Origin of the sequence: Nocardiopsis algeriensis, from assembly GCF_014203695.1 — a bacterium.
GTDB classification, from domain to species: Bacteria; Actinomycetota; Actinomycetes; order Streptosporangiales; family Streptosporangiaceae; genus Nocardiopsis; species Nocardiopsis algeriensis.
Window position 1 is genome coordinate 221,463 of the sequence record NZ_JACHJO010000009.1, and the last position, 25,618, is coordinate 247,080.

Consider the following 25,618-nt stretch of genomic DNA (forward strand, 5'->3'; position numbering starts at 1 on the left):
CTCCCCCGTCCCCTGACCTGCGGGCCCGGCCGCCTGCCGGCTCCGGGTCCGTCCGGGCTCCCCCCCACTCTCCCACCAGGAAGGCCCCCATGGCACGGCAGCTCTCCTACGCGGACGCCCTGAAGCTCCTCGGCGGCAGCGACCCCGAGTCGGCGAATCTGGCCGAGCGGTTGACGGAGGGCAGCCTGGACCTCCTGGGGGTACCGGACCTGTTCGGGCTGCGGGGGTTGCTGGTGAGCAAGGGCCGTGAGGCCATCGAGGGGGTGCGGGACAAGCTCAAGGGGCACAGCCGCCTGTCCCGGACCGAGCGCATCGAGGCGGCGCACAAGATCCTGGTGGTGGTCTCCTTCTTCGAGGCGCTGGAGGAGTGCTGGGAGGAGGCGGGGGCGCCCTTCCCCCTGAAGGACCTGGAGATCACCTCCGAGGAGCAGCTCTCCGTGTTCGGCCGGGTGCTGGACAGCGGATCCCGCGGGGTACCGCCCGCGTCCGGGCCCGCCTCCCCCGGGTCCGCACCCGACGCGGATCTCCTCCGCATGCTCCAGGCCTTCTGCCGCCTGGTGCCCGGCCTCGCGGCGGCCGAGGCCCACGGCATCACCGATCCGGGCCACCCCTTCCTCAGGCGGCTGGACCAGGGCCCGTTCCCGTCGCTCTCCCGGCGGCGCTACGAGGAGAACTACCTCAGGCTCGCCGCCGAGGTGCCCGAGTTCGGGATGTGGGCGCACCTCGAGGAGCACCGGGGCACGCGCGAGGCCGTCGGCACCGGGCTGTCGGGCCTGTACCGCCGCCTGGAGGAGATCGGGTCCGGGCGGACCGTGGAACGGCGCCGCCAGGAGCTCGCCGCCGCCTACCAGGCGGTCCTGCGCCAGCCCGTGCTGCGCTCGGCCGACGTCCCGCCCAGGCTGTCCCTGCCGTCCCTGGCCGACGCCTACATCCCTCCGCGCGGACGTGTGGCGGTCGTCGAGCACTCCGGCGACGCCCCCTCGGTGGAGCAGTGGTGGGAGAGGCAGCCCCTGGTCGAGGACCTGCAGCCGTTCCTCGCCGGCTACCTGGTCCACCCCCGCACGACGGAGGCCCCCACCGTCATCCTCGGCCACCCCGGGGCCGGCAAGTCCAAGCTCACCGAGATGCTCGCCGCGCAGCTGCCCCCGGCCGATTTCGTGCCGATCCGGGTGGAGCTGCGCGCGGCCGCCCCCAACGCGCCCATCCACCTGCAGATCGAGGAGGGGCTGGCCGCGGTCCTGCACGACCGGGTGTCCTGGCGGGAGCTGGCCGACTCCGCCGACGGAGCGCTTCCGGTCGTCATCCTCGACGGCTTCGACGAGCTCCTGCAGGCCACGGGCGTGGACCGGTCCGACTACCTGGAGCGGGTGCAGGAGTTCCAGCACCAGCAGGAGGCGATGGGACGGCCCGTGGCGGTGGTCGTCACCAGCCGCACCGTGGTGGCCGACCGGACCCGGTTCCCCGAGGGCACGACCGTGGTCCGGTTGGAGCCCTTCGACGAGCGGCAGGTCTGGCAGCTGCTCCAGGTGTGGAACAAGGCCAACGCCGCCGCCTTCGCCGCCTCGGGAACCGCACCTCTGACCGTCGACGTGCTCCTGCGCTACCCCGACCTGGCCGAGCAGCCGCTCCTGCTGCTCATGCTCCTCATCTACGACGCGGCCGACAACGCGCTGCGCCGCGCCTGGGAGTCCCTCACCCATGTGGAGCTGTACGAGCGCCTGCTGGCGATGTTCGCCGAGCGGGAGGTGAACAAGCACCGCTCCGGCCTGTCCCGGGAGGACTTCGACGAGGCGGTGGAGGAGGAGATGCGCCGTCTGGAGGCGGCGGCGCTGGCCATGTTCACCCGGCGCAGGCAGCACGTGAGCGCGGCCGAACTGGAACAGGACCTGGCGGTTCTCATGCCGGAGGCCGCCGTGCGCGCCGACGGCGCGGACCTGCACGGCCGGATCGATCCGGCCCACCAGGTGCTCGGCCGGTTCTTCTTCGTCCACGAGTCCCGGGCGCGGACGGGCAGCGGCAGTTCCAGCGTGTTCGAGTTCCTGCACGCCACCTTCGGGGAGTACCTGGTGGCCAGGGCCGTGGCCGCGGCGCTGGAGGAGGTCGCGGCCCGCAGAGCGGCCCCCCGTACCCGCCGCGGCCGCGGCGCGGCCCGGCGCGTCGACGACGGGTACCTGTACGCCCTGACCTCCTTCGCCTGCCTCGCCGGGCGCCAGAAGATCCCCGAGTTCCTCGGCCAGATCCTGGAGCGGCGCTGCACCGAGGACCCGGGGCTGCGCGACGAGTACGCGGAGCTCCTCGTGGAGCTGTTCCGCGCGGCGCCCTTCCCGGCCTCGGGGCGGTCCTTCTCCGAGTACGAGCCCGAGCGCCTGCGGACGGTCCACCGGGAGGCCAACTACACGAGCAACCTGGTGCTCCTGCTGGCTCTCGTGCGCCGGGAGCCGATCGACGTGCGCGAGCTCTACCCCGGCGAGGAGGAGCCCCACCAGGCCCTCCAGAAGACGACCACGCTGTGGCGCACCCTGACCGGGCCCGAGTGGTTCAGCATCCTGTCCGCGCTGCGGGTGCGCCACCTGGACGGCTGGGCGGACACGGGGGTGGTCACCGTCATCGGCCTGGAGGACGGATCGCCCGTGGACGTCGGCGAGTGCGTGGGGTTCGAGCTCCGGGCGAACACGGACGCCGTTCCCCACGTGACCGACCCCTACGGGGTCACCGTGCCCTTCGAACTGGCCACCTCCCGCCTGCTCAGGTCGGCGGCGATGCGGGTCAACGGCACGGCCGCGCGCTTCTGCCTGGGGCTGCTGCCCTACCTGCGGGACGTCTCCGCCGACCTGGGCACCTGGTACGGCGACCCGGAGACGGGCGGGTCCTGGTCCGAGCTGCACGAGGTGCTGCTGCTGGGTGTCGGGATCGGCGCGGACGGCCCGCGCAGGCTCGACGCCTACCGCAGGCTGCTCGGCACCTCCGCCCTGGGGCGCCTGGAGCTGTACGCGCTCGGCCGGGCGGCCCTCGAATTCACCGATGGCCGGACCGGTCAGGACGTGCGGGTGCGCACCGCCGAGCTCGTGGACGGCTACCTCGCCCGCGTGCGCGAGGTCGTCCACGGCCCCAGGCTCTCCCCCGATGCGGTCGAACCGGTGCTGCGCATGCTGGAGCCCTACGTCGACGGCCGGGAGCTCCGGCGGGTGCGGGAGCTGGTGGCGGCAGCGGACGGTGCGGGCACCGCCGGCACGCACTGGGACGGCCTTCCCGACATCGGCGAGTGGACCAGCGGCGGCACGGGGGAGGAGGACCGGAGCCGCTTCCCCCACCACCGGCTCGACCTGTGACCGGAGCGGTGACCGGAGCGGTGACCGGAAGGGTCCGCCGGCGCGCCCGGCCGGCCGTCAGGGAGCGGCGGCTCGGACCACCCGCTCGACGAGGGCCGGGACGACCCTGCCGATGGAGTCGTGGACGACCGCTCCGGCGTAGTCGTCGTAGGGGGTGGGTTCGGCGTTGACGATCACCAGGGACGCTCGGCCCATCATCGCCACGTCGCACAACCCGGCCACCGGGTGCACGGTGAGCGACGTCCCCACGGCCAGGAACACGTCGCACTCCCTGGCCGCCCGGGACGCCTCCTCGACGACCTCGGGGTCGAGCCGCTGGCCGAAGGAGATGGTGTCCGATTTCTGGATGCCGCCGCACTCCACGCAGCGCGGGTCGGACTCCTCGTCCAGCCGGGCCAGGACGGTCGCGCTGGGGGTGCGCAGTCCGCACGCCATGCACATCACCCGCAGCATCGTGCCGTGCACCTCGATGACGCGGTCCGCGGGCAGACCGCCGAGCTGGTGCAGGCCGTCGATGTTCTGGGTGATGAGCGCCCGCAGGCGGCCGGTCCCCTCCAGCCGGGCCAGCGCCCGGTGGGCCTCGTTGGGCTCGGCGCGCCACACCTGGTGGACACGGCGCTGGAGCCACACCTCGCGGCGGACGTTGATGTCGCCCATGTAGGTGTCGATGTCCGACAGCGCCTGGGCGTTGGGGTCGCTGGTCCACAGCCCCTGGGGGCCGCGGAAATCGGGGATGCCCGAGTCCGTGGAGACGCCCGCTCCCGTGAGGACCGTGATGCGTTCGGCGGATTCCAGCAGCTCGGCAGCCCGTTCGAACCCTTCCGGGTCCGAGAGCGGCGCGGATTCTGTGCTCGTCGAGGCCATGCCCCCCATTCTTGCAGCGGCCGGGAAGGCGCGTGCTCCGGTCCGCCGTCGGCCGTGTCCCCGTACGGCGGCCCCGCCCCCGCTTCCCGGCGAGGGAGATGCCTCCGCGGCGCCACCGCCTTTAGGGTCGAGCACATCAGCGAATCCGTGAACGCGTGGGGCCGCCTGCGAAAGGTTCTTCTCCGCTCCCCCTCCGGGCCCGGGTTCTGTGCGCGGAGTGGCTGCTCATGCCCGACCGATGCACATGAGATGGTCAGAGGGTGCGAAAATCGACACAATCATGAAGCAGCCGTCCTACATTCTCGTGGTCAACGGGACCAAGGTCCGGCGCCCGGTGTTCCTCCTGGGCGCCCCGCACTCAGGAGTCCCCGAGATCGCCCGGGCCCTGTCCCGCGCGCCCGGCTTCCACCTGGCCGCGGGTTCCTCAGGTGTGCTCGACACCGTGTACGCCGTGGCCAGGCGCCCTTCCCTCGCCCAGGAGAGGGCCGCCGGAACGGCCAACCTCCTCCGGGACGCCTTCGCCGAGGCCTGGCAGCTCACGCCGCTCACCTGCCCCCGCTGCCCCGGCCCCGGGGCCCGGGTGCCGGCGAGGGCCTCGGGCGAGCCGTGCGAGCACAGCGCCCAGGCGCACCGCTACGGCGACGCCAGCCCGGACCTGCTGTACTCGGCGACCGTACTGCACACGGCCTTCCCCGATGCCCTGTTCGTCCAGGTGATCCGCGACGGGCGCGACGTCGTGGCGGAGATGCTGGAGGACGAGCGGGTGCTGGCCCTGCTCAGACCGGGCCTGGTGAAGGCCGACGGCGAGCTGCCCAACCACTTCTTCGGCCTGGAGGACGAGACCGACCTGGAGGCCTTCCGCAAGGGTTCGGAGGCGACCCGGTGCGCGATGCGCTGGCGGGGCGCGGTGCGCATGTCGGCGGCACTGCGCCGCTCCATCGGCAGCGAGCAGCTGCTGACCCTGCGCTACGAGGACGTCTACGGCGGTGAGGTGGAGACCGCGGCGCGGCTGCGCGAGTTCACGGGTGCGAGGGTGTCGGCGTCCGAGCTGATGACGACCAGGTCGTGGCGGGTGGGTTCGTGGCGCGACCGCCTCGCCCGGAACCAGCACAGCGACGTCCTGGAGACCGCGGGCGTGGAGCTGTCCCGCCTGGGCTACCTCTGAGGGGCGGGGCGACCGCCGCCGTCCCGCACACACCGTGCCGCCGCAGTGCCCTTGCCGGGGCCCGGCGCTACGATGGGCCCATGTCGATCTCTTCCCTGCTGTCCCTGCTGGCCCTCGTCGCGGTGCTCACGCTGGTCGTCGCCATGTTCGTGGGCGGCGCCGTGTACGTCCTGCGCCTGCGCCGCCACGGCTCCGAGGCGGTCCTGGCCGCCTCCCGCAAGCGCCGGGAGCTGCGCGACTGACCTCTGGGGCGGTCCGTCGGGCATCCGCCCCGGGCCGTGTCTTCCGGATCGCCTCGGTCCGCACGGCCGCCGGGGACCGGCTCCGCCGATGCGACGAGAGCATCCGAAAGACGCGGTCTAGCCCCGGAACTCCTCGGGATCGGGACCGAACCTGGTGCCGGAGTTGAGTGCGTCCAGGCGCTCGGTCTGGCCGTCGGAGAGCTCGAAGTCGAAGATCTCGAAGTTGGCGCGGATGCGCGCGGGCGTCACCGACTTGGGAATCACCATGTTGCCGAGCCGGACGTTCCAGCGCAGCAGGACCTGCGCCGGTGTGCGGCCGGTCTCCTGGGCGATGTCGACGACGGTCGGGTGGTCCAGGAGTCTGCCGTGTCCCAGCGGGCTCCAGGCCTCGGTGACGATGCCGTGCGCGGCGTGGAAGCGGCGCAGCTCCTTCTGGGCGAGCATCGGGTGCAGCTCCACCTGGTTGACCATGGGGATGATCCCGCCCTCCTCCATGATCCGCTCCAGCTGCGGGACGTGGAAGTTGGAGACGCCGATGGCTCGGGCCCGGCCCTCGGCGTAGATGCGCTCCAGAGCCTTCCAGGTGGACACGTACCGGTCCTGGTCCGGCAGCGGCCAGTGGATGAGGTACAGGTCCACCGCCTCCACCCCCAGGCGCCGCAGGCTGGCGTCGAAGGCGCGCAGGGTCGTGTCGTATCCGTGGTCGGGGTTGGCGAGCTTGGTGGTGATGAAGACGTCGCCGCGGTTCAGCCCGGAGCGGCGCAGCGCCTCGCCGACCTCCTTCTCGTTGCCGTAGGAGGCCGCCGTGTCGATGCTGCGGTAGCCCGCGTCCACGGCTGCGGAGACCGCCTCCGCCACTTCCTCCGGCGGCACCTGCCAGACCCCGAGGCCCAGCTGCGGCAGGCGCATCCCGTTGTTCAGCGTCACCGACGGAACCGTCATCGCCCTCATCCCCCGTAGGCACCGAACGCTCCTGCCCGCCCCCGCGGGCACACGGCCCTCCCCCCGGACCGCACGTCGCATACTGCCACGCGGCACCGGTGTGCGGGCCCAGGCTGCGCCGGTCGGGCGCGGCTTTTTACGGTTCCTCCGACCGGGCGGCGGTAGGCTTCCCGGGCCGGTGCGGGAGGAGGGGCCGTGGGACACGAGCAGCGGGCCCGGGTGGGCGCCGAGCTGGTGCGCGACCGGGTCGCCCTGGTGGAGCGGATCGTCGCCGAGGTGCACGCGGAGGTGCCCGCCTACCGCGCCCTGCACGGATCCCAGTTGGCCGAGGTGCGGGCGATCGTCTCGTGGCTGGTCACCCGGTCCCTGGATCTGTGGGCGGCCGGGGCCGACCGGCTGCCGCCCGAGGACGTGGAGCGGCTGCGCGACATCGGCGGGTCGCGGGCCGCCGACGGGCGCTCCATCGACGCGGTCGTGCGGGCGCACCGCGTCGGCTCGGTGGCCGCGGCCCGGATCGTGGCCGAGTACGGCTCCGACGTCCTCGACCCCGCCGACGCGTTCGCCCTGGGCGAACTGTGGCTGACCTCGATCGACCAGATCTCGGAGAGCCTCACCGCCGGGCACGCCGAGACCGCGCGCCGGCTCGACGCCGATCTGGAGCAGGCCCGGCGCGCCTTCCTGGACGACCTCCTGGTCGGCCGGCAGTCCTCGCAGGGCGCGATCCGGGACCGGTCGCGGACCCTCGGCATCGACCCGCCCGACCCGGGGGTGCTGGTGGTGGCCGAGGCGGGGAGGGTGCAGCAGGGCACCGAACCCCCCGCGGCCGCGGCGCCGGCGGGTACGGAGCTGCTCGACCGGGCCGGCCTCGCGCTCCCGGGCCCGCTGCGGACCGTCCGCTCGGGGCGCGCGGTGCTGCTGGTGTCCCCCGAGGACGCGGGACGGCTGCGCGCCGCCCTCGCCGGGGAGCGCCGGCGCGCGTGCGTGCTGGGGCCGCGCCCGCTGGCCGACATGTCGGCGGCCCACCGGCTGGCCGACGGCGCGCTGGAGACCGCCCCGCCGCATGCCTTCGGCGCCGACGGGCTGCTGGGCGAGGCCGACGCGTGCGTGCTCGCCCTGCTCAACGGCGGCCCGGTCACCCCCGCCGCGGTCCGCCGCGCCGTCCTCGGGCCGCTGCTGGACACCTCCCACGCCCACCTGCTGGAGACGCTGCGGGCCTTCTTCCGCGAGGGGGCGGCGACGGCGGCCGCGGCTTCCCTGCACGTCCACGCCCAGACCCTGCGCTACCGCCTGCGGCGGGTGCGCGAGCTGACCGGTCACGACCCGTACCGCCCGTGGCCGCGCTTCGTCCTGGAGACTGCCTGCGCCATCGCCTCCTGAGGGCGTGCGACGGCGCCCGGAAGGTGAGAAATGCCCGCCCTTGGTTTGAGAACGCCTCCGGTGGTCACAGGAGGTCTCGAGAACGGCCGCGCGGCGCGCCCGCCCGCGCCGCGGGGCCGCCCGAACGGAGGGGGATCAGAAGTGGCGAAGACGCAGAGCACGTCCGACAGCCAACCGCGACTGCACCAGAGGGGGGAGGAGATCCAGGAGTTCGGCACCGTCCGCCAGATTCCGGTGGGACTCTCCGAGGACACGCGCGCGCACTCGTGCCGTCGGCTCAACCAGGTGCTGTGCGACACGCGTATCCTGCACGACCTGTACAAGAAGCACCACTGGCTGATGCGCGGCCGCACCTTCTACCAGCTGCACCTGCTCATGGACAAGCACGCCGAGGAGCAGGCCAAGCTCATCGACAGCCTCGCCGAGCGTGTGCAGAACCTGGGCGGTGTGGCCGTGGGCGACCCGCGCCACGTCGCGGAGATCACCTCCATCCCGCGCCCGCCCAACGGCGTCGAGGAGGTTCCCGCGATGCTCTCCCGGCTCCTGGAGGCGCACGAGACCATCCTGAAGGACGCCCGGGACGCGGCCTCGCAGGCCCAGGAGATGGGTGACGACGGCACCGACGACCTGCTGATCTCGGAGGTCGTGCGCACCAACGAGCTCCAGGCGTGGTTCGTCGCCGAGCACCTGGTCGACACCCCGCTCGTGCACTGACCGGTGGCGCAGGGCGATGCGCGCGGCGGGGCCGGCGGAGATTCCTCCGCCGGCCCCACCGCGTGTGCGCCCTTCTCAGGCGGCGATGCCCCAGCGGCGGCGCAGGGCGCGGTCGGCCCAGGTGAAGAACACGTCGACGACGATGCCGACGGCCAGCACGACGATGATGTAGGCCAGCAGGCGGTCGGCGTCGTTGAGCTGGCGCGCCTGGCTCAGCGCCCAGCCGATCGAGTCCTGCTGGTTGATGACCACGAGCAGTTCGCCGGCCATGAGCGAGCGCCATGCGAACGCCCAGCCCTGTTTGAGCCCGGAGACGAACATCGGCAGCGCGGCCGGGACGACGAGCATCGAGTAGTGCCGCACCCCGCTCAGTCCCATCACCCTGCCCGCGCGCAGCAGGGTCGGTGAGACGTAGTCGATGCCCGAGGTCAGGCCGCCGGCGATGGAAGGGGCGGCGCCCAGGACGATCACGAACATGATCGCCGACTCGCTGATGCCGTACAGCAGCATCGCGAAGGGGAACCAGACGATGGAGGGCATCGTCTGCAGGCCGGTGATGAGCGAGCCGATGGCCACCCGCAGCGGCCGGAAGCGCGACACCGCCAGTCCGACGGCCACGCCGACCGCCAGGGCGAGTGCGAACCCGGTGAGGGCGCGCCGCACGGTGACCGCGACGGCCGTCCAGAACTCGGGGGTGCTCACCTCCGCGACCAGTGCGGGCAGCACCCGGTCGGGGCCGGGCAGCACGTACTCGGGGCGCCAGCCGGACCAGACCACCGCCTGCCAGGCGGCCAGGACCAGGGCGACGGCCGCCAGTTTGGGCCAGGTGGCCGCCCAGAACCCCTTGAGGGCCTCGGCGGCCCCGCGCTCGCCTCTCCCCTCCTGCGGCCGGAGCTCGAGGGCGTCGAGTCCCCGGACCTCGCGGCCGCGGGCCGAGGTGTCAGGCATGGCGGGAGACCTCCTCGCGGAGCCGGTCGGTGATGGCCGCGGCCTGCCCGGCGATCAGGGCGGAGTCGATGCGCCGGGGGCGCTCGCCCTCGACCTCGAACTCCTCGATCACGCGGCCCGGGCGGCTGGACAGGAGGACGACCCGGTCACCCAGCCGCACGGCCTCGCGGACGTTGTGGGTGACGAAGAGGACGGTCAGGCCGCGCTCCTGCCAGATGCGCTCCAGCTCGTCGTGGAGGATGTCGCGGGTCATGGCGTCCAGGGCTCCGAAGGGTTCGTCCATGAGCAGGACGTCGGCGTCCTGGGCCAGGGCCCTGGCCAGGGCGACGCGCATGCGCATGCCGCCCGAGAGCTCGTGGGGGCGTTTGCGGTCGAAGCCGGAGAGGCGCACCAGGTCCAGGAGGTCGGCCACGCGCCTGCGGCGCTCGGCGCGGGGCACCCGGTCGGCCTTCATGGGGACCTCGATGTTGCCGCCGACGGTGAGCCAGGGGAACAGGGCGGCTTCCTGGAACATCATGGCGACCCGGTGGCCGGAGGCGTCCACGCTTCCGGTGGTGGGGCTCTCCAGGCCGGCGACGAGGGAGAGCAGGGTGCTCTTGCCGCAACCGGAGGCACCCACGAGGGACACGAACTCCCCCGGGGCGACGGTGATGGACATTCCGTCGATGGCGGTCACGGCTCCGGTTCCGTGGCCGAACACCTTGGAGATGCCGCTGATCTCCACGGCCGGGACGCGTGCCGGGGTCGCGGTGGTGGTCATGGCGTGGCCTTGCCTTCCAACCCGGTGACCCGTTCGCGGCCGTCCTCGGCGAGGAGGCTGTTGAGCGGGTCGAGGGCGTAGATTCCGGTCAGGTCGACGGGGTCGAGCAGTCCGAGGGCCGCGGCCCGCTCGGCACCCGTGCGCAGCGAGTCCGCCGCGGGGTCGACGGTGAAGGTGACGTTGTCGAGGGCGGCCTCGGTGAGGACGGGATCGACCGCGCTGCCGGTGAGGGCCTCCAGGTGGTCCGAGACCGCCCTCCGGGCGGCCCCGGGGTCCTCGCCGAGCAGGTCGACGGCCTCGATGTGTCCGCGCAGCAGGGCCTCGACCGCCTCGGGCCGCTCCTCCAGGAGGTCCGCGCCGACGACCAGGTGGGTGGTGACGAAGTGTCCGCCCGGCCACCGGTCGGCCTCGTCGACGAGCTGGTGGGCGCCCTCCTTCTCCAGGAGGCGGCCGAGGTAGGGCTCGGGGAGCCAGGCGCCGTCGATCTCTCCGGCGGCGAAGGCGTTGACGGCCTCGTGGTTGGTCTGGGGCAGGATCGACACGTCGCCGCCTCCGGCGGTGTCGGCGTCCCAGCCCTGTTCGCGGACGAACCACCGCAGTGCCACGTCCTGGGTGCCGCCGAGCTGGGGGGTGGCCAGGCGCGCGCCGCGCAGGTCGGCGACCTCCCGGATCTCCTCGTCCACGACCAGGCCGGTGCCCTGCGTGGCGGCCCCGGCGACGATGCGCAGCGCCTCTCCCTCGGACTGGTACCAGCCGTTGACCGCGGGGCTGGGACCGAGGTAGGCGGCGTCGATCTCTCCGGAGAAGAGCGCGTTGACCGCGTCGGGGCCGCTGTTGAAGGTGCGGGTGTCGAGGCGGATGCCGCCGAGGGCCTCCTCGAAGATCCCGTTCTTGACGCCGACCAGCGCGGGGGCGTGGGTGACGTTGGGGAAGTAGCCGAGGGTCAGGCCGCCGTCCTCCCCCGCCCCGGCCGCGGTGCAGCCGGTCGCGGCCAGGCCGAGGGCCAGGGCCGCGGCGAGGGCTCTGGGCGGTGGTGCGGCGCGCATGCGGGTGTTCCTTCGGATCGGCTCCGGACAGGGAAACTCTACTTAATGAGTAGGTTTTGTTGAAGCGGGCCTCCGGCATGTCGGGGCATCAGCTCCGGCCGAGATCCGGACGGCGGCCCGCGGAGCCGCACCCCCGGACACGTCCGGACCGGCCGGAGCGGCGACTCCGAATTAAACCTACCCAATAAGTAGGGATATCGAGGCCAGGCGAGAGTGTCGTGAGTCACATTCCCGCGCCGGGTGGAGCTCCCGGCACGGGGAGGAGAACGCGAGGGGCGGCAGAGCCGTCGGCTCCGCCGCCCCGTTCCGGTGCGTCCGGGGACTACTCCCCGGAGGTCTCCACGACGTTGCCGTCGGCGTCCACCGCCAGGACGACGCCCTTCCAGGAGTCCCTCACGAACTCCAGGACGCGCTCGTCGTGCAGCAGCTCGGCCAGCAGCAGGACGCGCTCGTCCTCGGCGTTCTCGTCCAGGGCCACCAGGCCGTTGGCGTAGGCCTCGACGTAGTCGTCGCCCTCGGGCTCCCAGGCCAGGACGTTGCTCTCCGTCGGCAGCTCCGCCTCGATGGCGTAGTTGCCGTTGACGACCGCGGCGTCCACGTCGGCGATGGAGCGCGGCAGCTGCGCGGCCTCCAGCGGGGTGACGGTGATGTCCTGGGGGTTGCCGGTGATGTCCTTCTCCGTGGCGCTCTCCCCCGCCTCCGGGTCGATCTCCACCAGGCCCTCGGTCTCCAGGATGCGCAGGGCGCGGTTGAGGTTGGCCGGGTCGTTGGGGACCGCGATCTCGGCACCCTCGGGCAGGTCCTCGAGGCTCTCCACGGTGTCGGAGTACAGGCCGAGGCGCTCGATGTGCACGTCCGTGACGTAGGTGAGATCGGCGTCGGGGGCGTTGGACACCCACTCGTTCAGGAAGGAGCGGTGCTGGAAGTAGTTGGCGTCGAGCTCGCCCTCGACCAGGGCGGAGTTGGGCGTGTTGTAGTCGGAGATCTCCACGATCTCCAGCTCCAGGCCGGCCTCCTCGGCGAGGTTCTCGTCGATGAACTCGAGGATGTCGCCGTGCGGTACGGGGTTGACGCCCACGCGGAGCACGTCCCCGTCGCCCCCGCCCGAGGCGGCCTGCTGCTCGCTGGGGGCCCCGCAGGCGGCGAGCGCCAGGGTGACGGCGGCGGCGCCGATGACGGCAGAGGTCGTGCGCATGAGCACTCCTTCAGGGTCGTGGGTCGGAGAGGGGGGCAGGTCGGTGCAAGCGCCGTTCATCCTTTTTGTAAACGAATGCGCTTTTCCGAGAGTAACCCACCCCCCAAGTAGGAAATCCTCCTGAGCAGGGTGTCGTGGGACACATGGCCGCCGACCCCTTCTCCGGAGGCCGCCGCAGGGCCCGCACCCGGCACAGGCGAACATGGTGGGCATGAGCGACACAGAACTCCGCCGGATCGGCGGCTCCGACCTGTACGTCTCGCGCCTGTGCCTGGGCGGGAACGTCTTCGGGTGGACCGCCGACGAGGCCACGTCCTTCCGCGTCCTCGACGACTACGTCGCGGGCGGGGGCAACTTCGTCGACACCGCCGACTCCTACTCCGCCTGGGCCGAGGGCCACAGCGGCGGCGAGTCCGAGACCGTCATCGGCCGCTGGCTGGCCGACCGGGGCCGCCCCGAGAACCTGGTCGTGGCGACCAAGGTCGGCAAGCACCCGCGGTTCCCCGGCCTGTCCGCCGCCAACGTCCGCGCCGCCGCCGAGGCCTCCCTCGCACGGCTGGGCGTGGAGGCGATCGACCTGTACTACGCCCACTTCGACGACCCCGACACCCCGATCGCCGAGAGCGCCCGCGCCTTCTCCCGGCTCGTGGACGAGGGCAGGGTCCGCGCCGTCGGCCTGTCCAACCACTCCCCCGAGCGGATCCGCGAGTGGCTGGAGGTGTGCGAGGAGGAGGGCCTGCACGCCCCGGTGTGCGTCCAGCCGCACTACAACCTGGTCGAACGCGGCATCGAGGCCGACCTGGTGCCGCTGGCGGTCGAGCGCGGCCTGGCGCTGCTGCCCTACTTCGGGCTGGCCCGCGGTTTCCTCACCGGCAAGTACCGGCCGGGCGGCCCCGAGGTGGACAGCCCCCGCGCGAGCGGCGCCCGCGCCTACCTGGAGGACCCGCGCGCCGTCCGGGTCCTGGAGGCGCTGGACGCCGTCGCGAAGCGGCTGGGCACCTCCGTCGCCGCCGTGGCCCTGGCCTGGCCGGCGGCCCGCCCCGGCGTGGTGTCGGTGCTGGCCAGCGCGCGCAGCACCGAGCAGCTGGCCGAACTGATGCCCGCCGCCGGCCTGGTCCTGGACGAGGAGTCGGCCGCACTGCTGACCGGGGCCTTCACGGCCGGATGAGGCACGGCCGGTGCCGCGGTACGCCGCGGCACCGGCTCCTCAGGGCGCGTCTCCGAGCAGCTCGCGCACCAGTTCCGCCACCTGGTCCACGGCGACGAGGAACCCGTCGTGCCCGTGCGGGGTGGAGATCACCCGCGCCCGGTCCGGCACCGGCAGGTGCCGGGCGATCTCGTCCTGCTGTGCCATCGGGTACAGGTGGTCGCTGTCGACCCCCGCCACGAGGGTCCGTTCGGGCATCTCCTTGAGGGCCCGCTCGATCCCGCCCCGGCCCCGGCCCACGTCGTGGGTGTTCATCGCCTCGGTGAGCACCACGTAACTGGCCGGGTCGAAGCGCCGGGCCAGCTTGGCCGCCTGGTGGTCGAGGTAGGACTCCACCGCGAACCGGCCGCCCCGGTCGGGGTCCTCCCCGGCCTGGGGGCTGCGGCCGAACCGGGAGTCGAACTCGCCCGTGCCCCGGTAGGTGACGTGCGCGATCCGCCGCGCCACCCCCAGCCCCTCCGCGGGGATCCGGCCGGTGCCGTGGTAGTCGCCGCCGAGCCAGTGGGGGTCGGCCCGGATGGCGTGCAGCTGCGGCGCGGCCCACGCGATCTGCCACGCGCTGGTGGCGGCCGGGCAGGCCAGCACCAGTGCGCGCTCCACCCTGTCGGGGAAGGTGAGGGCCCATTCCAAGGCGCGCATCCCGCCCATCGAGCCGCCCACGACCGCGGCCCAGGCCTCCACGCCCAGCGCGTCGGCGAGCGCCTCCTCGGCCCGGACCGTGTCGCGGATGGTGATGCGGGGGAAGCGGCTCCCCCAGGCCCGGCCGTCCTCCGCCGGGGAGGAGGGCCCCGTGCTGCCCTGGCAGCCGCCGAGCACGTTGGGAGCCACCACGAAGAAGCGGTCGGTGTCCAGGGCCAGGCCGGGGCCGACCAGCCCCTCCCACCAGCCGGGGCTGGGATGTCCGGGGCCGGACGGACCGGTGACGTGCGAGTCACCGGTCAGCGCGTGCAGGACCAGGACCGCGTTGTCGCGGCGCGGGGCGAGCTCCCCCCAGGTCTGATAGGCCAGGCGCACTCCGGGCAGGAGGCGCCCCGATTCCAGTTCCAGGGGCTTGTCGAGGCTGATCCACCGGCGTCCCCCGACGGGGTCCCCCTCCCGCCACCCACCGGTGGAACGCCGGCCGGTCGTGTCGTTCACTGCTGCGCCTTGACCGCCCGGAAGCCCAGCTCGAGGTCGGCCTTGAGGTCGTCGAGGTGCTCCAGGCCGACCGCCAGGCGCACCAGCCCGGGGGTGACCCCCGCGGCCAGCTGCTCCTGGGGGGAGAGCTGGCTGTGCGTGGTGCTGGCCGGGTGCACGATGAGGCTGCGCACGTCGCCGATGTTGACCAGCTGGCTGAACAGCTCGGTGCCGTCGACGAAGGCACGGCCGGCCTCGACCCCGCCGTGCAGGTCGAAGGAGACCACGGCGCCCGCGCCGCGCGGCAGGTACGTGTCGGCCAGCGCCTTGTGGGGGCTGGAGGCCAGGCCCGCGTAGTAGACCTTCTCCACCTCCTCGCGCGACTCCAGCCACTCGGCCAGGGCCTGGGTGTTGGCGACGTGGCGCTCCATGCGCAGGGACAGCGTCTCGATGCCCTGGAGGATGAGGAAGCTGTTGAGGGGCGCGATGGCGGCACCGGTGTCGCGCAGGACCTGCACGCGCATCTTGGCGGCGAAGGCACCCGGGCCCAGGGCCTCCCAGTAGCGCAGGCCGTTGTAGCTGGGGTCGGGCTCGGTGAAGCCGGGGAAGCGGTCGCCGTGGGCCCCGAAGTCGAAGGTGCCGGCGTCGACGGCCACACCCGCCACGCTGGTGCCGTGCCCGCCGAGGTACTTGGTGGCCGAGTGCACGACGATGTCGGCGCCGTGCTCGATGGGACGCAGCAGGTAGGGGCTGGGAACCGTGTTGTCGACGGCCAGCGGGATGCCCTGCTCGTGGGCGAGGTCGGCGATGGCGCGGATGTCCAGGACGTTGCCGCCGGGGTTGGCCAGGGCCTCGCCGAAGTAGAGCTTGGTCTCGGGCCGGGTGGCGTCCCGCCAGGCCTGGAGGTCGTTCTGGTCCTCGACGAAGGAGACCTCGATGCCGAGCTTGGGCAGGGTGTAGCGGAAGAGGTTGTGGGTTCCGCCGTAGAGGTAGGCGCTGGTCACCACGTGGTCGCCGGCGCCCGCGAGGTTGAGGATCGTGGCGGTGAGGGCCGCCGACCCGGAGGCGAAGGCGACCGCGGCCACGCCGCCCTCCAGCGCCGCCACCCGCTGCTCCAGGACGTCCTGGGTGGGGTTCGTGATCCGGGTGTAGATGTTGCCCGGCTCGGCCAGGCTGAAGAGGTCGGCCCCGTGCTGGGTGTCGCGGAAGACGTAGGAGGTCGTCTGGTAGATAGGAGTGGCCCGTGCATTGGTCGCCGGGTCCGGCTGTGCTCCGGCGTGGATCTGCTGTGTCTCGAAGGACCAGGACTGTTCGGCGGCCACGGCGCACCCTTCTTCTTCAATTCGGTAGGGAAAGTAGGGATTGATCGCAGCCTAACACCCGAAACGCCGGAAGTACCAGCGGTTTCACGCGGTCGCCCCGCGTCGACCAGGCGCTTTGCCGCACGGGGCCGTGCGCGCCGCGACCGCCTCCCGGGCCCGGCACGGCCCATCACTTAGGGTGTCGGTGTCAGTACATCAAGTACGGGGGGCGCGACGCGACATGACCCACGACATCCCTGACAGCGGCGGCGAGCCGGGCTCGTTCGACGAGTTCCTGGCCCGCTTCTTCGGTGCCCGCGGGCCGATCCGCCGGGTGGACCTGTCCCGGCTGATGAGCCCGGAGGCGCGCCAGGTGGCCGACGCCGCGGTCCGGCGCGCGGTGGAGAGCGGCAGCGCCGACGTCGACACCGTCCACCTGCTGTGGGCCCTGCTGCGCGACGCCTCCGCCCGCGAACTGGTGGAGCGCACCGGCCCCGAGGCACGGCGGCTGGCGGAGGTGGTCGAGGAGGCGGTGGCGCGGGCTCCCCGGAGCGTACACGGCTCCGCCCGGCTCACCCCTTCCGCCAAGCGCGCCTTCCTGGACTCCCTCCAGATCGCCCGCGCCACCGGCAGCCCCGCCATCGGGCCCGCGCACCTGCTCTTCGCCCTGGCGGTCAACCCCGACAGCCCCGTGGGCCGGCTCCTGCGCGACTCGGGGGTCACGCCCCAGGCCCTCCAGGAGACGGCCGCTCCCTCCCGCGCCGCCGAGCAGGGCGAGGAGGGGCCCTCGCCCACGCCCGCCCTGGACGAGTTCGGCACCGACATGACCGCTCTGGCCCGCGAGGGCCGGCTCGACCCGGTCGTGGGGCGCGACGAGGAGGTCGAGCAGTGCATCGAGGTCCTGGCGCGGCGCCGCAAGAACAACCCGGTCCTCATCGGGGACCCCGGCGTGGGCAAGACCGCGATCGTGGAGGGCATCGCCCAGCGCATCTACGACGACGACGTTCCCGAGACCCTGCGCGGCCGGCGCCTGGTGCAGCTCGACCTGTCGGGGATCGTGGCGGGGACCCGCTACCGCGGCGACTTCGAGGAGCGCCTCACCACGATCGTCGACGAGATCCGCTCCCGGTCCGACCAGCTGCTCGTCTTCATCGACGAGATCCACACCATCGTCGGGGCGGGGGCGGCCGAGGGGTCCGTGGACGCCGGGAACCTGCTCAAGCCCGCGCTGGCCCGCGGCGAGCTGCACGTCATCGGCGCCACCACGGTCGACGAGTACCGCCGCCACATCGAGAAGGACGCCGCCCTGGAGCGCCGGTTCCAGCCCATCCAGGTGCCCGAGCCGTCGGTGTCCGACACCATCGAGATCCTGCGCGGGCTGCGGGACCGCTACGAGGCCCACCACCAGGTGCGCTTCACCGACGAGAGCCTGGTCGCGGCGGCCGAGCTGTCCGACCGCTACGTCACCGACCGCTTCCTGCCCGACAAGGCCATCGACCTGGTGGACCAGGCCGGGGCGCGGGTGCGGCTGCGGCTGAAGGCGTCCGGCACCGACCTCCGGGAACTGGAGGAGCGCCTGCGCGAACTGGAGGAGCAGAAGGAGAGGGCGGTCCAGCAGGAGGAGTACGAGCGGGCCTCGGAGCTGCGCGACGAGATCTCCTCCGCCCGCGGCTCCGTCCACCGGGCGCGCGGCACCGGTTCGGAGGTGCCCGAGGTGACCGGGGCCGACATCGCCGAGGTGGTCTCGCGCAGCACCGGCATCCCCGTCGCCCAGCTCACCCAGGAGGAGCGCGAGCGCCTGGTCAACCTGGAGCAGGTGCTGCACGAGCGGGTGGTCGGCCAGGACGAGGCGGTCACGGCGGTGGCCGAGGCGATCCGCCGCTCCCGCGCGGGGCTGGGCGACCCTGGCCGGCCGGTGGGCAGCTTCCTGTTCCTGGGGCCGACCGGTGTGGGCAAGACGGAGCTGGCGCGGGCGCTGGCCGAGGCCCTGTTCGGTTCCGAGGACGCCCTGGTGCGCGTCGACATGAGCGAGTTCCAGGAGCGCCACACCACCAGCCGCCTGACCGGAGCGCCGCCCGGCTTCGTCGGCTACGAGGAGGCGGGACAGCTCACCGAGGCGGTGCGCCGCCACCCGTACTCGGTGCTGCTGCTCGACGAGGTGGAGAAGGCCCACCCCGACGTGTTCAACCTGCTGCTGCAGCTGCTGGACGACGGGCGCCTGACCGACGGCCAGGGCCGGACCGTGGACTTTCGCAACACGGTGGTCGTCATGACGAGCAACCTGGGCTCGGAGGCGATCACCGGCGGCGCCCCGATGGGCTTCACGGCAGACGGGGCCATGGACCCCGACACCGAGCGGCGGGTGATGGCGCGGCTGAAGGAGGAGTTCCGGCCCGAGTTCGTCAACAGGATCGACGAGATCGTGGTCTTCCAGCAGCTGGGGCGCGAGGAGCTGGACGAGATCACGCGCCTCATGCTGAAGAAGACGGAGGAGCGCCTCCGGGCGCGGGGCGTCTCGGTGCGGTTCACCGACGAGGCGGTGCGCCGGCTGTCGGAGATCGGCCACCAGCCCGCGTACGGGGCGCGGCCGCTGGCGCGCACGATCCAGCGCGAGGTGGGCAACCGCCTGTCGCGGATGATGCTCGACGGCCGGATCGGCGAGGGCGACCGCGTCGTGGTGGACGCGGACGGGTCGGGGAGGCTGGACTTCTCCGTCCCGGGCTGAGCGGCCTCCTCCCGGAGCGGGGCGGCCCGCTCCGGGAGGCGCGGCCGGAGGAGTGGTCAGGCGGCGCCGGCCTCGCGGATGCGGTCGCGGACCCACTCCCCCGCCGGCTTGAGCACGTCCTCCCCGGTCCAGGGGCCGCCGGCGTGGCAGGTACCCGGTTCGAAGACGGCACCGGAGCGGAAGTCGTCGGAGAAGTTCCAGTTGACCCAGCTGATCTGCTCCTCCTCCATCAGGTCGAGGTAGGCCTGGGCGGAGGCGAAGTCGTCGGGCCCGTCCCCCGTGGCCTCCTGGGTGCCGAACTCGGTGACGAACAGGGGCAGCTCGCGGGCGGCGGCGCGGAACCCCTCGCGGTGGTAGTTCCCGTGGGTGGCCGCGTAGAAGTGGAAGGTGTACATGATGTTGTCGGCGTCGACCGGGTCGGCGGTGATCTCGGTGTGGTCCCCTCCCTGGGACAGCCCCAGCGAGGACCAGCCGCGGGTGCCGACGAGGACGACCGCCTCGGGGTCCCGGTCGCGGATCACCGGGATGACCTGTTCGGCATAGCCCTTGATCGTGCCCCAGTCGACGTAGCTGGGCTCGTTGGCGATCTCGTACAGGACGTTGTCCTTGCCGGCGTGGACCTGCGCCATCTCGGAGAAGAAGGCCAGGGCCCGGTCGAGGTTGTACATGGGGTCGCCGGGGGTGAGCATGTGCCAGTCGACGATGACGTACAGGCCGCGCTCGGTGGCCTCCTCGACGAGCTCGTGGACCCGGTCGGTGAAGCCGCGCGGGTCGGTCTCGTAGCCGCCCTCCTGGATGTACATGGACACCCGGAGCACGTCGGCCTTCCAGTCGGTGGCGAGGGCGTCCAGCGAACCGTCGGTGAGGCAGTGGTCGTACCACTGCAGCCCGTGGGAGCTCATGCCGCGGAGCTGGACGGTGTTCCCGCCCTCGTCGCAGAGCTTGAGCCCGCACACCTGCAGCTGCCCGTGGGTGCCCGCGGGAGTGGCGGAGGCCTCGGCGGGCGCGGTGAGGGAGAGGGGGAGCAGGAGCGCTCCCAGGAGCGCTCCTCGGAGTGATCGGGACCGGCCGGTCGGGGGGTGTGCCACGGTGCGTCCTCCAGCGGGGAGCGATCCGGTGCGGACCGGACCCGCACCGAACCGGAAGGAATCCTTACTGTTACCGGAAACCTAGACGCCGTCCGCTCCCGGGTCAACACCCCTTGCGGGCCTCCCCCGCCGGACCGCGCTCAGGCCGGTTCGGGTTCGGGCTCGGGCCCGGGCGGCTCGGGCAGCGGGCCCGGAGGCACCGGTTCGGGGCTGGGCTCGGGCGGCACCGGTCCGGGCGGCATGGGCGCCGGGGGAAACGGGTCGGGCGGCATGGGATCGGGGCGGCGCAGGAGGCCGCCGCGGGTCGGAGTGGACATCTGTTCTCCTCTCTCGCTTCTCTCGCGCCGGTGGCCGGCTCCGCGGAACGACCCTCACCCCGGGTTCGTCCGCGGCTGCTGGTTCAGGCGCCCGGCGGCACGTTCGTTGAGCGCGGTGGGCAGCCGCAGCACGCGGTTGACGACTCCGCGCCCGGCCTCCTTCCCGGCCTGCTCCTCGACCTCCTCGGGAGCGGACGGCAGCATCCTGCCCATGACCCGCGTGGTCGTCTGGACCAGGGCGGGCGACACCCCCCGCGCCAGGACGACCGCCCTCGCCAGAGGTGTGAGGATCACGTAGGAGCGCCCGCGGGCGGCCGCCTCGACGATGCGCCGGGCCGCGCGCTCGGCACTCGTCGAGACCAGCGGCAGCCCCGCGAACAGGGAGAACCAGGCGTGCTCGTACTCGGCGCGCCCGGAGAACACCGCGGCCCGGTGGGAACCGGTGCGCATCAGGCCCGGGACCACGGTGGTGACCTTCACCCCGGTGCGGGCGACCTCCGCCGCCAGCCCCTCGGAGAGGGCGGTCTCGGCGAACTTGGCGCACGAGTACGGCAGCAGGTGCGGCACGCTCAGGTGGCCGCCGATGGAGGTGATGTTGACCAGGGTCCCGCCGGTGGCCTCCAGGTGGCCGAGCGCGGCCCGGGAGACGCGCAGGGGCGCCCAGAACATCGTGTCCATCGCGTCCTGGAAGTGGCTCTCGTCGAAGACCTCCTGCGGCCCCACCTGGATGATGCCCGCGTTGTTGACGACGATGTCGAGGTGGCCGAAGTGCGCGACGGCCTGCGCCACCATGTCCTCGATCTGACCGGGGTCGCGCAGGTCGCACCGGATGCCCAGCGCGTCCACCCCGCGTGAGCGCAGGTCGGCCACGGCCTGGTCGAGTTCGGCGGTGTCGCGCGCGCAGACGGCCACGCGGGCCCCGCGGTCGCCGAGCTCGCGGGCCATCTGGAGCCCGAGCCCGCGTGAGCCGCCGGTGACGAGCGCGACCCGGCCCGTCAGGCGGGCGGGTGCGCTCCGCAGGGCCAGGGCGACCGCCCCGGCCCCGACGGCGACGCCGGCCGCCGCCATCAGCCCGGTGCCGACCGCGGCCGCGACCGCGGCCCCGGTCGCGGCCCGGACCGCGACCGCCGTTCCCGGCAACGCCGGGACCCGGCGCCCTTTTCCGGCCCCGGGCTCCACCCGGGCCCGGGAGCGCGCCCGGCGTGCTCCGGTCGGTGCGGATGACATCTTCCAGCGGCTCACTGCGCACTCCGTCCGTCGTGGTGGTCGGTTCTGGAGACCCCGGCCCCGCTCAGGCCCTGCTGTCACCCTTGGGCTTGGCCGGCTGGTTGGGCACTCCCTGGGGCGGCGGGTTGAACTTCGGCGCGGCGGTCTCGCCGCTCACCGGAGAGCCCCCCTCGGCCGGCCCCGGCCGCTCGGGCTGGAACTGCTGGGAGCCGCCCGAGGGCTCCGCCCCCTCCTCCAGCGCGCGGAGCCGGTTCTGGAGGATCTCCAGGACCGCGGTGCGGTCGGCGTGGCTCTTCTCGTAGGCGATCAGCCGGCGCATCTGCTCGGCGTCGAGCGAGCGGACGCGGTGCTGCAGGGTCGCGACGGGAAGTCCCTCGTAGCCCTCGATCGGGGGTGTGTCCCTGTTCATCGGCATTCACTACCTCTCGTCGGATACGGGCCCCGCTACCCGGGGGGCCCGGGGCGAAACGGGCCCCTTCCCCGCGAGGGCGCGGGAACGCCCCACGTCAGGGGCCGGACCGGCGTGGCGGCCACCGCTTCCCGGGGAGATGGGGAGGAGCCCTGGCGGGCGGCCTCCCCACCGTGCCCGGGCCGGCGGCGCGGACGTGCCCCCTGCCAGGTCGGCCTGTGGACCAGGTCTCGGTTTGGCAACACGATCGCGGGTAGTCGCACCGGTACACACCACGCCGAGAGAAAGCGGTGCGTACAGCTGTGAAGAACGTCTTTGTACTGGGAATGGACGAGGAAAACCGCAAGATCCTCGAGCGGACGCCGAGCGCCCGGGACTGCGAGTTCCACCAGCTCCTCACCCAGGAGGAACTGCAGTTCGGGCAGGTGGACATCGAGGAGCTGCTGGCCAAGGCCGAGCGCGTCCTCGACGAGTTCGAGGGAAGCGTCGACGCCATCGTCGGCTACTGGGACTTCCCCGTGACCCTTCTCGTGCCGATCCTGTGCGCTCCCCGCGGGCTGCCCTCCCCCAGCCTGGAATCGGTCGTCCGCTGCGAGCACAAGTACTGGAGCCGGCTCCTGCAGAGCGAGGTCGTCGACGCCCATCCGCCCTTCGCCCTCGTCGAGCTGGACGACCCCACCCCTCCCGAGAACCTCTCCTACCCCTTCTGGTTCAAGCCGGTGAAGTCGGCCTCCTCCGAGCTCGCCTACCGGATCGAGGACGAGGAGGCCTTCCGCGCCGCCGCCGAGCGCCTGCGCGAGGGCGTGGACCGTATCGGCCTTCCCTTCGAGCAGATCCTCAAGCGCATCGACCTCCCCCCGGAGATCGCGGCCGCCGGTGGGCGCACCGCCCTGGCCGAGGGCTCGCTCAAGGGGCTCCAGGTCGCCGTCGAGGGCTACGTGTACCAGGGCGAGCCGGTCGTCCACGGCGTCCTCGACTCGGTCGACTACCCCGGCAGCTCCACCTTCCTGCGCCACCAGTACCCCTCGGGTCTGTCCGACGACGTCTGCCGGCGGCTGTCCGACACGGCCAAGCGGACCGTGCGCAAGCTGGGACTGGACAACTCCACCTTCAGCGTCGAGTTCTTCTACGACCCGCTGGAGGACGAACTGGGCATCGTGGAGGTCAACCCGCGCCACTCCCAGGCGCACGCCGAGCTGTTCGAGCTGGTGGACGGTGTGGCCAACCACGAGCGCATGCTCAGGCTCGCGCTCGGCCAGGACCCGGCCCTGCCCGCGAACGGCACCCCGACCGGCTACGAGGTGGCCGCGGAGTGGTACCTGCGCCGCTTCGACGACGGCGTCACCACGCGTGTCCCCACCGAGGAGGAGGTCGCCGAGCTGGAGGCCTCGCTGCCCGGGGTGACGGTCAAGGTGGTGCCCCAGGAGGGGCAGCGGCTCTCGGAACTGCCCGCGCAGGACAGCTACAGCTACGAACTCGCCCTGATCACCATCGGCGCGAGCGACGAGACCGAGATGACCGCCAAGTACGAGCGGTGCGTGGAGGAGCTCAAGTTCGAGTTCGAGGACGAGGACCCGCTCGCCGAGACCGGCGGACTCTGAGAGGAGCGTCTCCGATGCACGTGGTCACGTCACTGCCCTACGAGACCCGGGCTGACGAGCACTTCTGGATACCCATGTCGGACGGGGTGCGGCTGGCCGCCCGGGTGTGGCGGCCCCTGTCCTCCGAGAGGTCCCCGGTTCCGGCGGTGCTCGAGTACATCCCCTATCGCAGGCGCGACCTCACCGCGGTGCGCGACTCGATGCACCATCCCTACATCGCCGGGCACGGCTACGCCTGCGTCCGCGTCGACCTCCGGGGGACCGGCGACTCCGAGGGGGTGCTCGTCGACGAGTACCTCGAACGCGAGCAGCAGGATGCCGAGGAGGTCCTGGCCTGGCTGGCCGAGCAGCCCTGGTGCGACGGCCGCACGGGGATGCTCGGCCTGTCCTGGGGCGCCTTCGCCGCCCTGCAGGTGGCGGCGCGACGGCCGCCCAGCCTGGGCGCGATCGCCATCAGCTCCTTCACCGACGACCGCTACGGGGACGACTTCCACTACATGGGCGGCTGCCTGCTGTCGGACAACCTCGCCGAGGCGGGGACGATGTTCGCCTACGGCACCTGTCCCCCGGACCCGGCCGTGGTGGGTGACGGCTGGCGGCAGATGTGGCTGGAGCGGCTGGAGGCCACCGAGCCGTGGGTCCTGGAATGGCTGCGCCACCAGCGCCGCGACTCCTACTGGCGGCACGCGTCGGTGTGCGAGGACTACGCGTCGGTGGCCTGCCCCGTCCTGGCCTCCAGCGGCTGGGCCGACGGCTACTCCAACGCCGTCTTCCGCGTCCTGGAGCACCTGGACGTGCCCCGCAAGGGGCTCGTGGGGCCCTGGTCGCACCGGTATCCGCACATGGGCTACCCGGGGCCGGCCATCGGCTACCTCCAGGAGGTCGTGCGCTGGTTCGACCACTGGCTCAAGGGCGTCGACAACGGCGTCGACGACGAGGCCGTGCTGTGGGCGTGGATGCAGGACAGCGTGCCGCCGTCCACCTCCTACGAGGAGCGCCCCGGGCGGTGGGTGCGCGAGGACTCCTGGCCCTCGCCGAGGATCGAGGAGACGGCGTTCCCTCTGGCGGCGCACCGCATCGCCGCACCCGGCGAGCAGCCGGGATCGCAGGCGCTGTCCCTCCAGTCTCCGCTGACGGTGGGCCAGTTCGCGGGGAAGTGGGCCTCCTACAACGCCCCGCCGGATCTTCCCTACGACCAGAGGGAGGAGGACGGCGGCTCCATGGTCTTCGACAGCGAGACGCTGTCCGAGCCCGTGGAGATCCTCGGTGCCGCGGTGGCCGAGCTGGAGGTGAGCGTCGACCAGCCGGTGGCGATGATCGCCGCCCGGCTCAGCGACGTCAGGCCCGACGGGGCGGCCACCCGCGTCACCTACGGCCTGCTCAACCTGACCCACCGCGACGGGGACGAGGACCCGCGGCCGCTGGTGCCGGGCGAGCGCTACCGGGTGCGCGTCACCCTCAACGGTGTCGCGCAGGCCTTCCCCGCCGGGCACCGCATCCGGCTGTCGCTGTCCACCTCCTACTGGCCGCTGGCCTGGCCGCCGCCCCGGCCCGTGCTGCTGACCGTCCACCCGGAGGGGAGCAGCCTGCTGCTGCCGGTGCGGCCCGCCCGCGAGGACGAGGGGTCCGATCCGGAGCCGTTCGGCGGGCCCGAGGCCACCCAGGAGATCGCCACCTCCCGCCGGGAGATGCCCGAGCACCGGTGGACGGTGCACAGGGACCTGGTGGACACCCGCTCGTCGCTGGAGATCGTCAAGGACGGCGGCATCCTGCACTTCGAGGACATCGACCTGGACGTGGGGCGGCGCGCCTACGAGTACTACGACTCCGTGGCGGCCGACTTCACCTCCCCGCGCGGGCGCTCCACGTGGACGATGCGCTTCGCCCGGGGCGACTGGAGCACCCGGACCGAGACCCACACGTCGATGGAGTGCACCGAGGACGAGTTCCGGGTCTACGCGACCCTGGACGCCTACGAGGGCGAGGAGCGGATCTTCTCGCGCCAGTGGCGGGAATCGCTGCCCCGGGACCTGCTGTGAGCCGGA

21 protein-coding genes are annotated in these 25,618 nt (G+C 72.9%); 9 read left to right on the forward strand and 12 right to left on the reverse strand.

The window, feature by feature from the left end; all coding sequences use genetic code 11:
- Positions 1-89: 89 nt before the first annotated feature.
- Positions 90-3,329 (forward strand): NACHT domain-containing protein, encoded by a 3,240-nt coding sequence (locus FHS13_RS16055; protein WP_184292725.1) that lies wholly within the window; start codon positions 90-92, stop codon positions 3,327-3,329.
- Positions 3,330-3,386: 57 nt separating this feature from the next.
- Here the strand turns inward: FHS13_RS16055 and FHS13_RS16060 are convergent, their stop codons facing one another.
- Positions 3,387-4,193 (reverse strand): SIR2 family NAD-dependent protein deacylase, encoded by an 807-nt coding sequence (locus tag FHS13_RS16060; protein WP_184292726.1) that lies wholly within the window; start codon positions 4,191-4,193, stop codon positions 3,387-3,389.
- 280 nt (positions 4,194-4,473) lie between these two features.
- Between FHS13_RS16060 and FHS13_RS16065 the strand changes: the two genes are divergently transcribed.
- Both FHS13_RS16065 and FHS13_RS16070 read left to right on the forward strand, forming a co-directional pair.
- Positions 4,474-5,358: a sulfotransferase family protein gene (locus FHS13_RS16065; protein WP_184292727.1), complete on the forward strand. Its 885-nt coding sequence runs from the start codon at positions 4,474-4,476 to the stop codon at positions 5,356-5,358.
- Positions 5,359-5,438: 80 nt separating this feature from the next.
- Positions 5,439-5,600: a hypothetical protein gene (locus tag FHS13_RS16070; protein WP_184292728.1), complete on the forward strand. Its 162-nt coding sequence runs from the start codon at positions 5,439-5,441 to the stop codon at positions 5,598-5,600.
- Between the two features lie 117 nt (positions 5,601-5,717).
- Here the strand turns inward: FHS13_RS16070 and FHS13_RS16075 are convergent, their stop codons facing one another.
- A complete protein-coding gene (locus tag FHS13_RS16075; RefSeq protein WP_184292729.1) occupies positions 5,718-6,542 on the reverse strand; it encodes an aldo/keto reductase in 825 nt (274 codons plus the stop codon).
- Between the two features lie 195 nt (positions 6,543-6,737).
- On the opposite strand from FHS13_RS16075, the gene FHS13_RS16080 reads away from it, so the two are divergent.
- Positions 6,738-7,919, forward strand: a complete 1,182-nt coding sequence (locus FHS13_RS16080) for an RsbRD N-terminal domain-containing protein (protein ID WP_184292730.1) — start codon at positions 6,738-6,740, stop codon at positions 7,917-7,919.
- Positions 7,920-8,060: 141 nt separating this feature from the next.
- Complete coding sequence (locus FHS13_RS16085; protein WP_343065054.1) at positions 8,061-8,633, forward strand: Dps family protein; 573 nt, start codon at positions 8,061-8,063, stop codon at positions 8,631-8,633.
- Positions 8,634-8,708: 75 nt separating this feature from the next.
- On the opposite strand, the gene FHS13_RS16090 is transcribed toward FHS13_RS16085, so the two are convergent.
- From FHS13_RS16090 to FHS13_RS16105, 4 genes are all read right to left on the reverse strand, one after another.
- Complete coding sequence (locus tag FHS13_RS16090) at positions 8,709-9,581, reverse strand: ABC transporter permease (RefSeq protein WP_184292732.1); 873 nt, start codon at positions 9,579-9,581, stop codon at positions 8,709-8,711.
- Positions 9,574-10,341 (reverse strand): ABC transporter ATP-binding protein, encoded by a 768-nt coding sequence (locus FHS13_RS16095; protein WP_184292733.1) that lies wholly within the window; start codon positions 10,339-10,341, stop codon positions 9,574-9,576. The genes FHS13_RS16090 and FHS13_RS16095 overlap by 8 nt, the downstream gene beginning before the upstream one ends.
- Entirely contained in the window at positions 10,338-11,387 is a 1,050-nt protein-coding gene (locus FHS13_RS16100) for an ABC transporter substrate-binding protein (RefSeq protein ID WP_184292734.1), read from the reverse strand. Before FHS13_RS16100 ends, FHS13_RS16095 begins: the two co-directional genes overlap by 4 nt.
- 322 nt (positions 11,388-11,709) lie before the next feature.
- Complete coding sequence (locus FHS13_RS16105) at positions 11,710-12,582, reverse strand: MetQ/NlpA family ABC transporter substrate-binding protein (RefSeq protein WP_184292735.1); 873 nt, start codon at positions 12,580-12,582, stop codon at positions 11,710-11,712.
- A 211-nt stretch (positions 12,583-12,793) separates the two neighbouring features.
- On the opposite strand from FHS13_RS16105, the gene FHS13_RS16110 reads away from it, so the two are divergent.
- The gene (locus tag FHS13_RS16110) at positions 12,794-13,750 is read left to right on the forward strand and encodes an aldo/keto reductase (protein WP_184292736.1); all 957 of its coding nucleotides are present in this window, start codon (positions 12,794-12,796) and stop codon (positions 13,748-13,750) included.
- A gap of 39 nt (positions 13,751-13,789) precedes the next feature.
- On the opposite strand, the gene metX is transcribed toward FHS13_RS16110, so the two are convergent.
- Positions 13,790-14,926 carry a homoserine O-acetyltransferase MetX gene (gene metX, locus FHS13_RS16115; RefSeq protein ID WP_184292737.1) on the reverse strand — a complete coding sequence of 379 codons (1,137 nt, stop codon included), beginning with the start codon at positions 14,924-14,926 and terminating at the stop codon, positions 13,790-13,792.
- On the reverse strand, positions 14,923-16,227 hold the full coding sequence (locus FHS13_RS16120) for a bifunctional o-acetylhomoserine/o-acetylserine sulfhydrylase (RefSeq protein ID WP_184292738.1): 1,305 nt from the start codon (positions 16,225-16,227) through the stop codon (positions 14,923-14,925). Before FHS13_RS16120 ends, metX begins: the two co-directional genes overlap by 4 nt.
- 220 nt (positions 16,228-16,447) lie before the next feature.
- Here FHS13_RS16120 and FHS13_RS16125 point away from each other — a divergent pair, with 220 nt between their 5' ends.
- Positions 16,448-18,931, forward strand: a complete 2,484-nt coding sequence (locus tag FHS13_RS16125; protein ID WP_184292739.1) for an ATP-dependent Clp protease ATP-binding subunit — start codon at positions 16,448-16,450, stop codon at positions 18,929-18,931.
- A gap of 56 nt (positions 18,932-18,987) precedes the next feature.
- Here the strand turns inward: FHS13_RS16125 and FHS13_RS16130 are convergent, their stop codons facing one another.
- From FHS13_RS16130 to FHS13_RS16145, 4 genes are all read right to left on the reverse strand, one after another.
- A complete protein-coding gene (locus FHS13_RS16130; protein WP_184292740.1) occupies positions 18,988-20,019 on the reverse strand; it encodes a glycoside hydrolase family 5 protein in 1,032 nt (343 codons plus the stop codon).
- 140 nt (positions 20,020-20,159) lie between these two features.
- Positions 20,160-20,336 carry a hypothetical protein gene (locus FHS13_RS16135; protein WP_184292741.1) on the reverse strand — a complete coding sequence of 59 codons (177 nt, stop codon included), beginning with the start codon at positions 20,334-20,336 and terminating at the stop codon, positions 20,160-20,162.
- A 54-nt stretch (positions 20,337-20,390) separates the two neighbouring features.
- Positions 20,391-21,476: an SDR family NAD(P)-dependent oxidoreductase gene (locus FHS13_RS16140; protein WP_246405336.1), complete on the reverse strand. Its 1,086-nt coding sequence runs from the start codon at positions 21,474-21,476 to the stop codon at positions 20,391-20,393.
- Positions 21,477-21,627: 151 nt separating this feature from the next.
- Positions 21,628-21,972: a DUF8129 domain-containing protein gene (locus FHS13_RS16145; RefSeq protein WP_184292742.1), complete on the reverse strand. Its 345-nt coding sequence runs from the start codon at positions 21,970-21,972 to the stop codon at positions 21,628-21,630.
- Between the two features lie 326 nt (positions 21,973-22,298).
- Here FHS13_RS16145 and FHS13_RS16150 point away from each other — a divergent pair, with 326 nt between their 5' ends.
- Both FHS13_RS16150 and FHS13_RS16155 read left to right on the forward strand, forming a co-directional pair.
- Positions 22,299-23,573 carry an ATP-grasp domain-containing protein gene (locus tag FHS13_RS16150; RefSeq protein ID WP_221443016.1) on the forward strand — a complete coding sequence of 425 codons (1,275 nt, stop codon included), beginning with the start codon at positions 22,299-22,301 and terminating at the stop codon, positions 23,571-23,573.
- A 14-nt stretch (positions 23,574-23,587) separates the two neighbouring features.
- Positions 23,588-25,612: a CocE/NonD family hydrolase gene (locus tag FHS13_RS16155; RefSeq protein ID WP_184292744.1), complete on the forward strand. Its 2,025-nt coding sequence runs from the start codon at positions 23,588-23,590 to the stop codon at positions 25,610-25,612.
- The last annotated feature ends 6 nt before the right edge of the window (positions 25,613-25,618 follow it).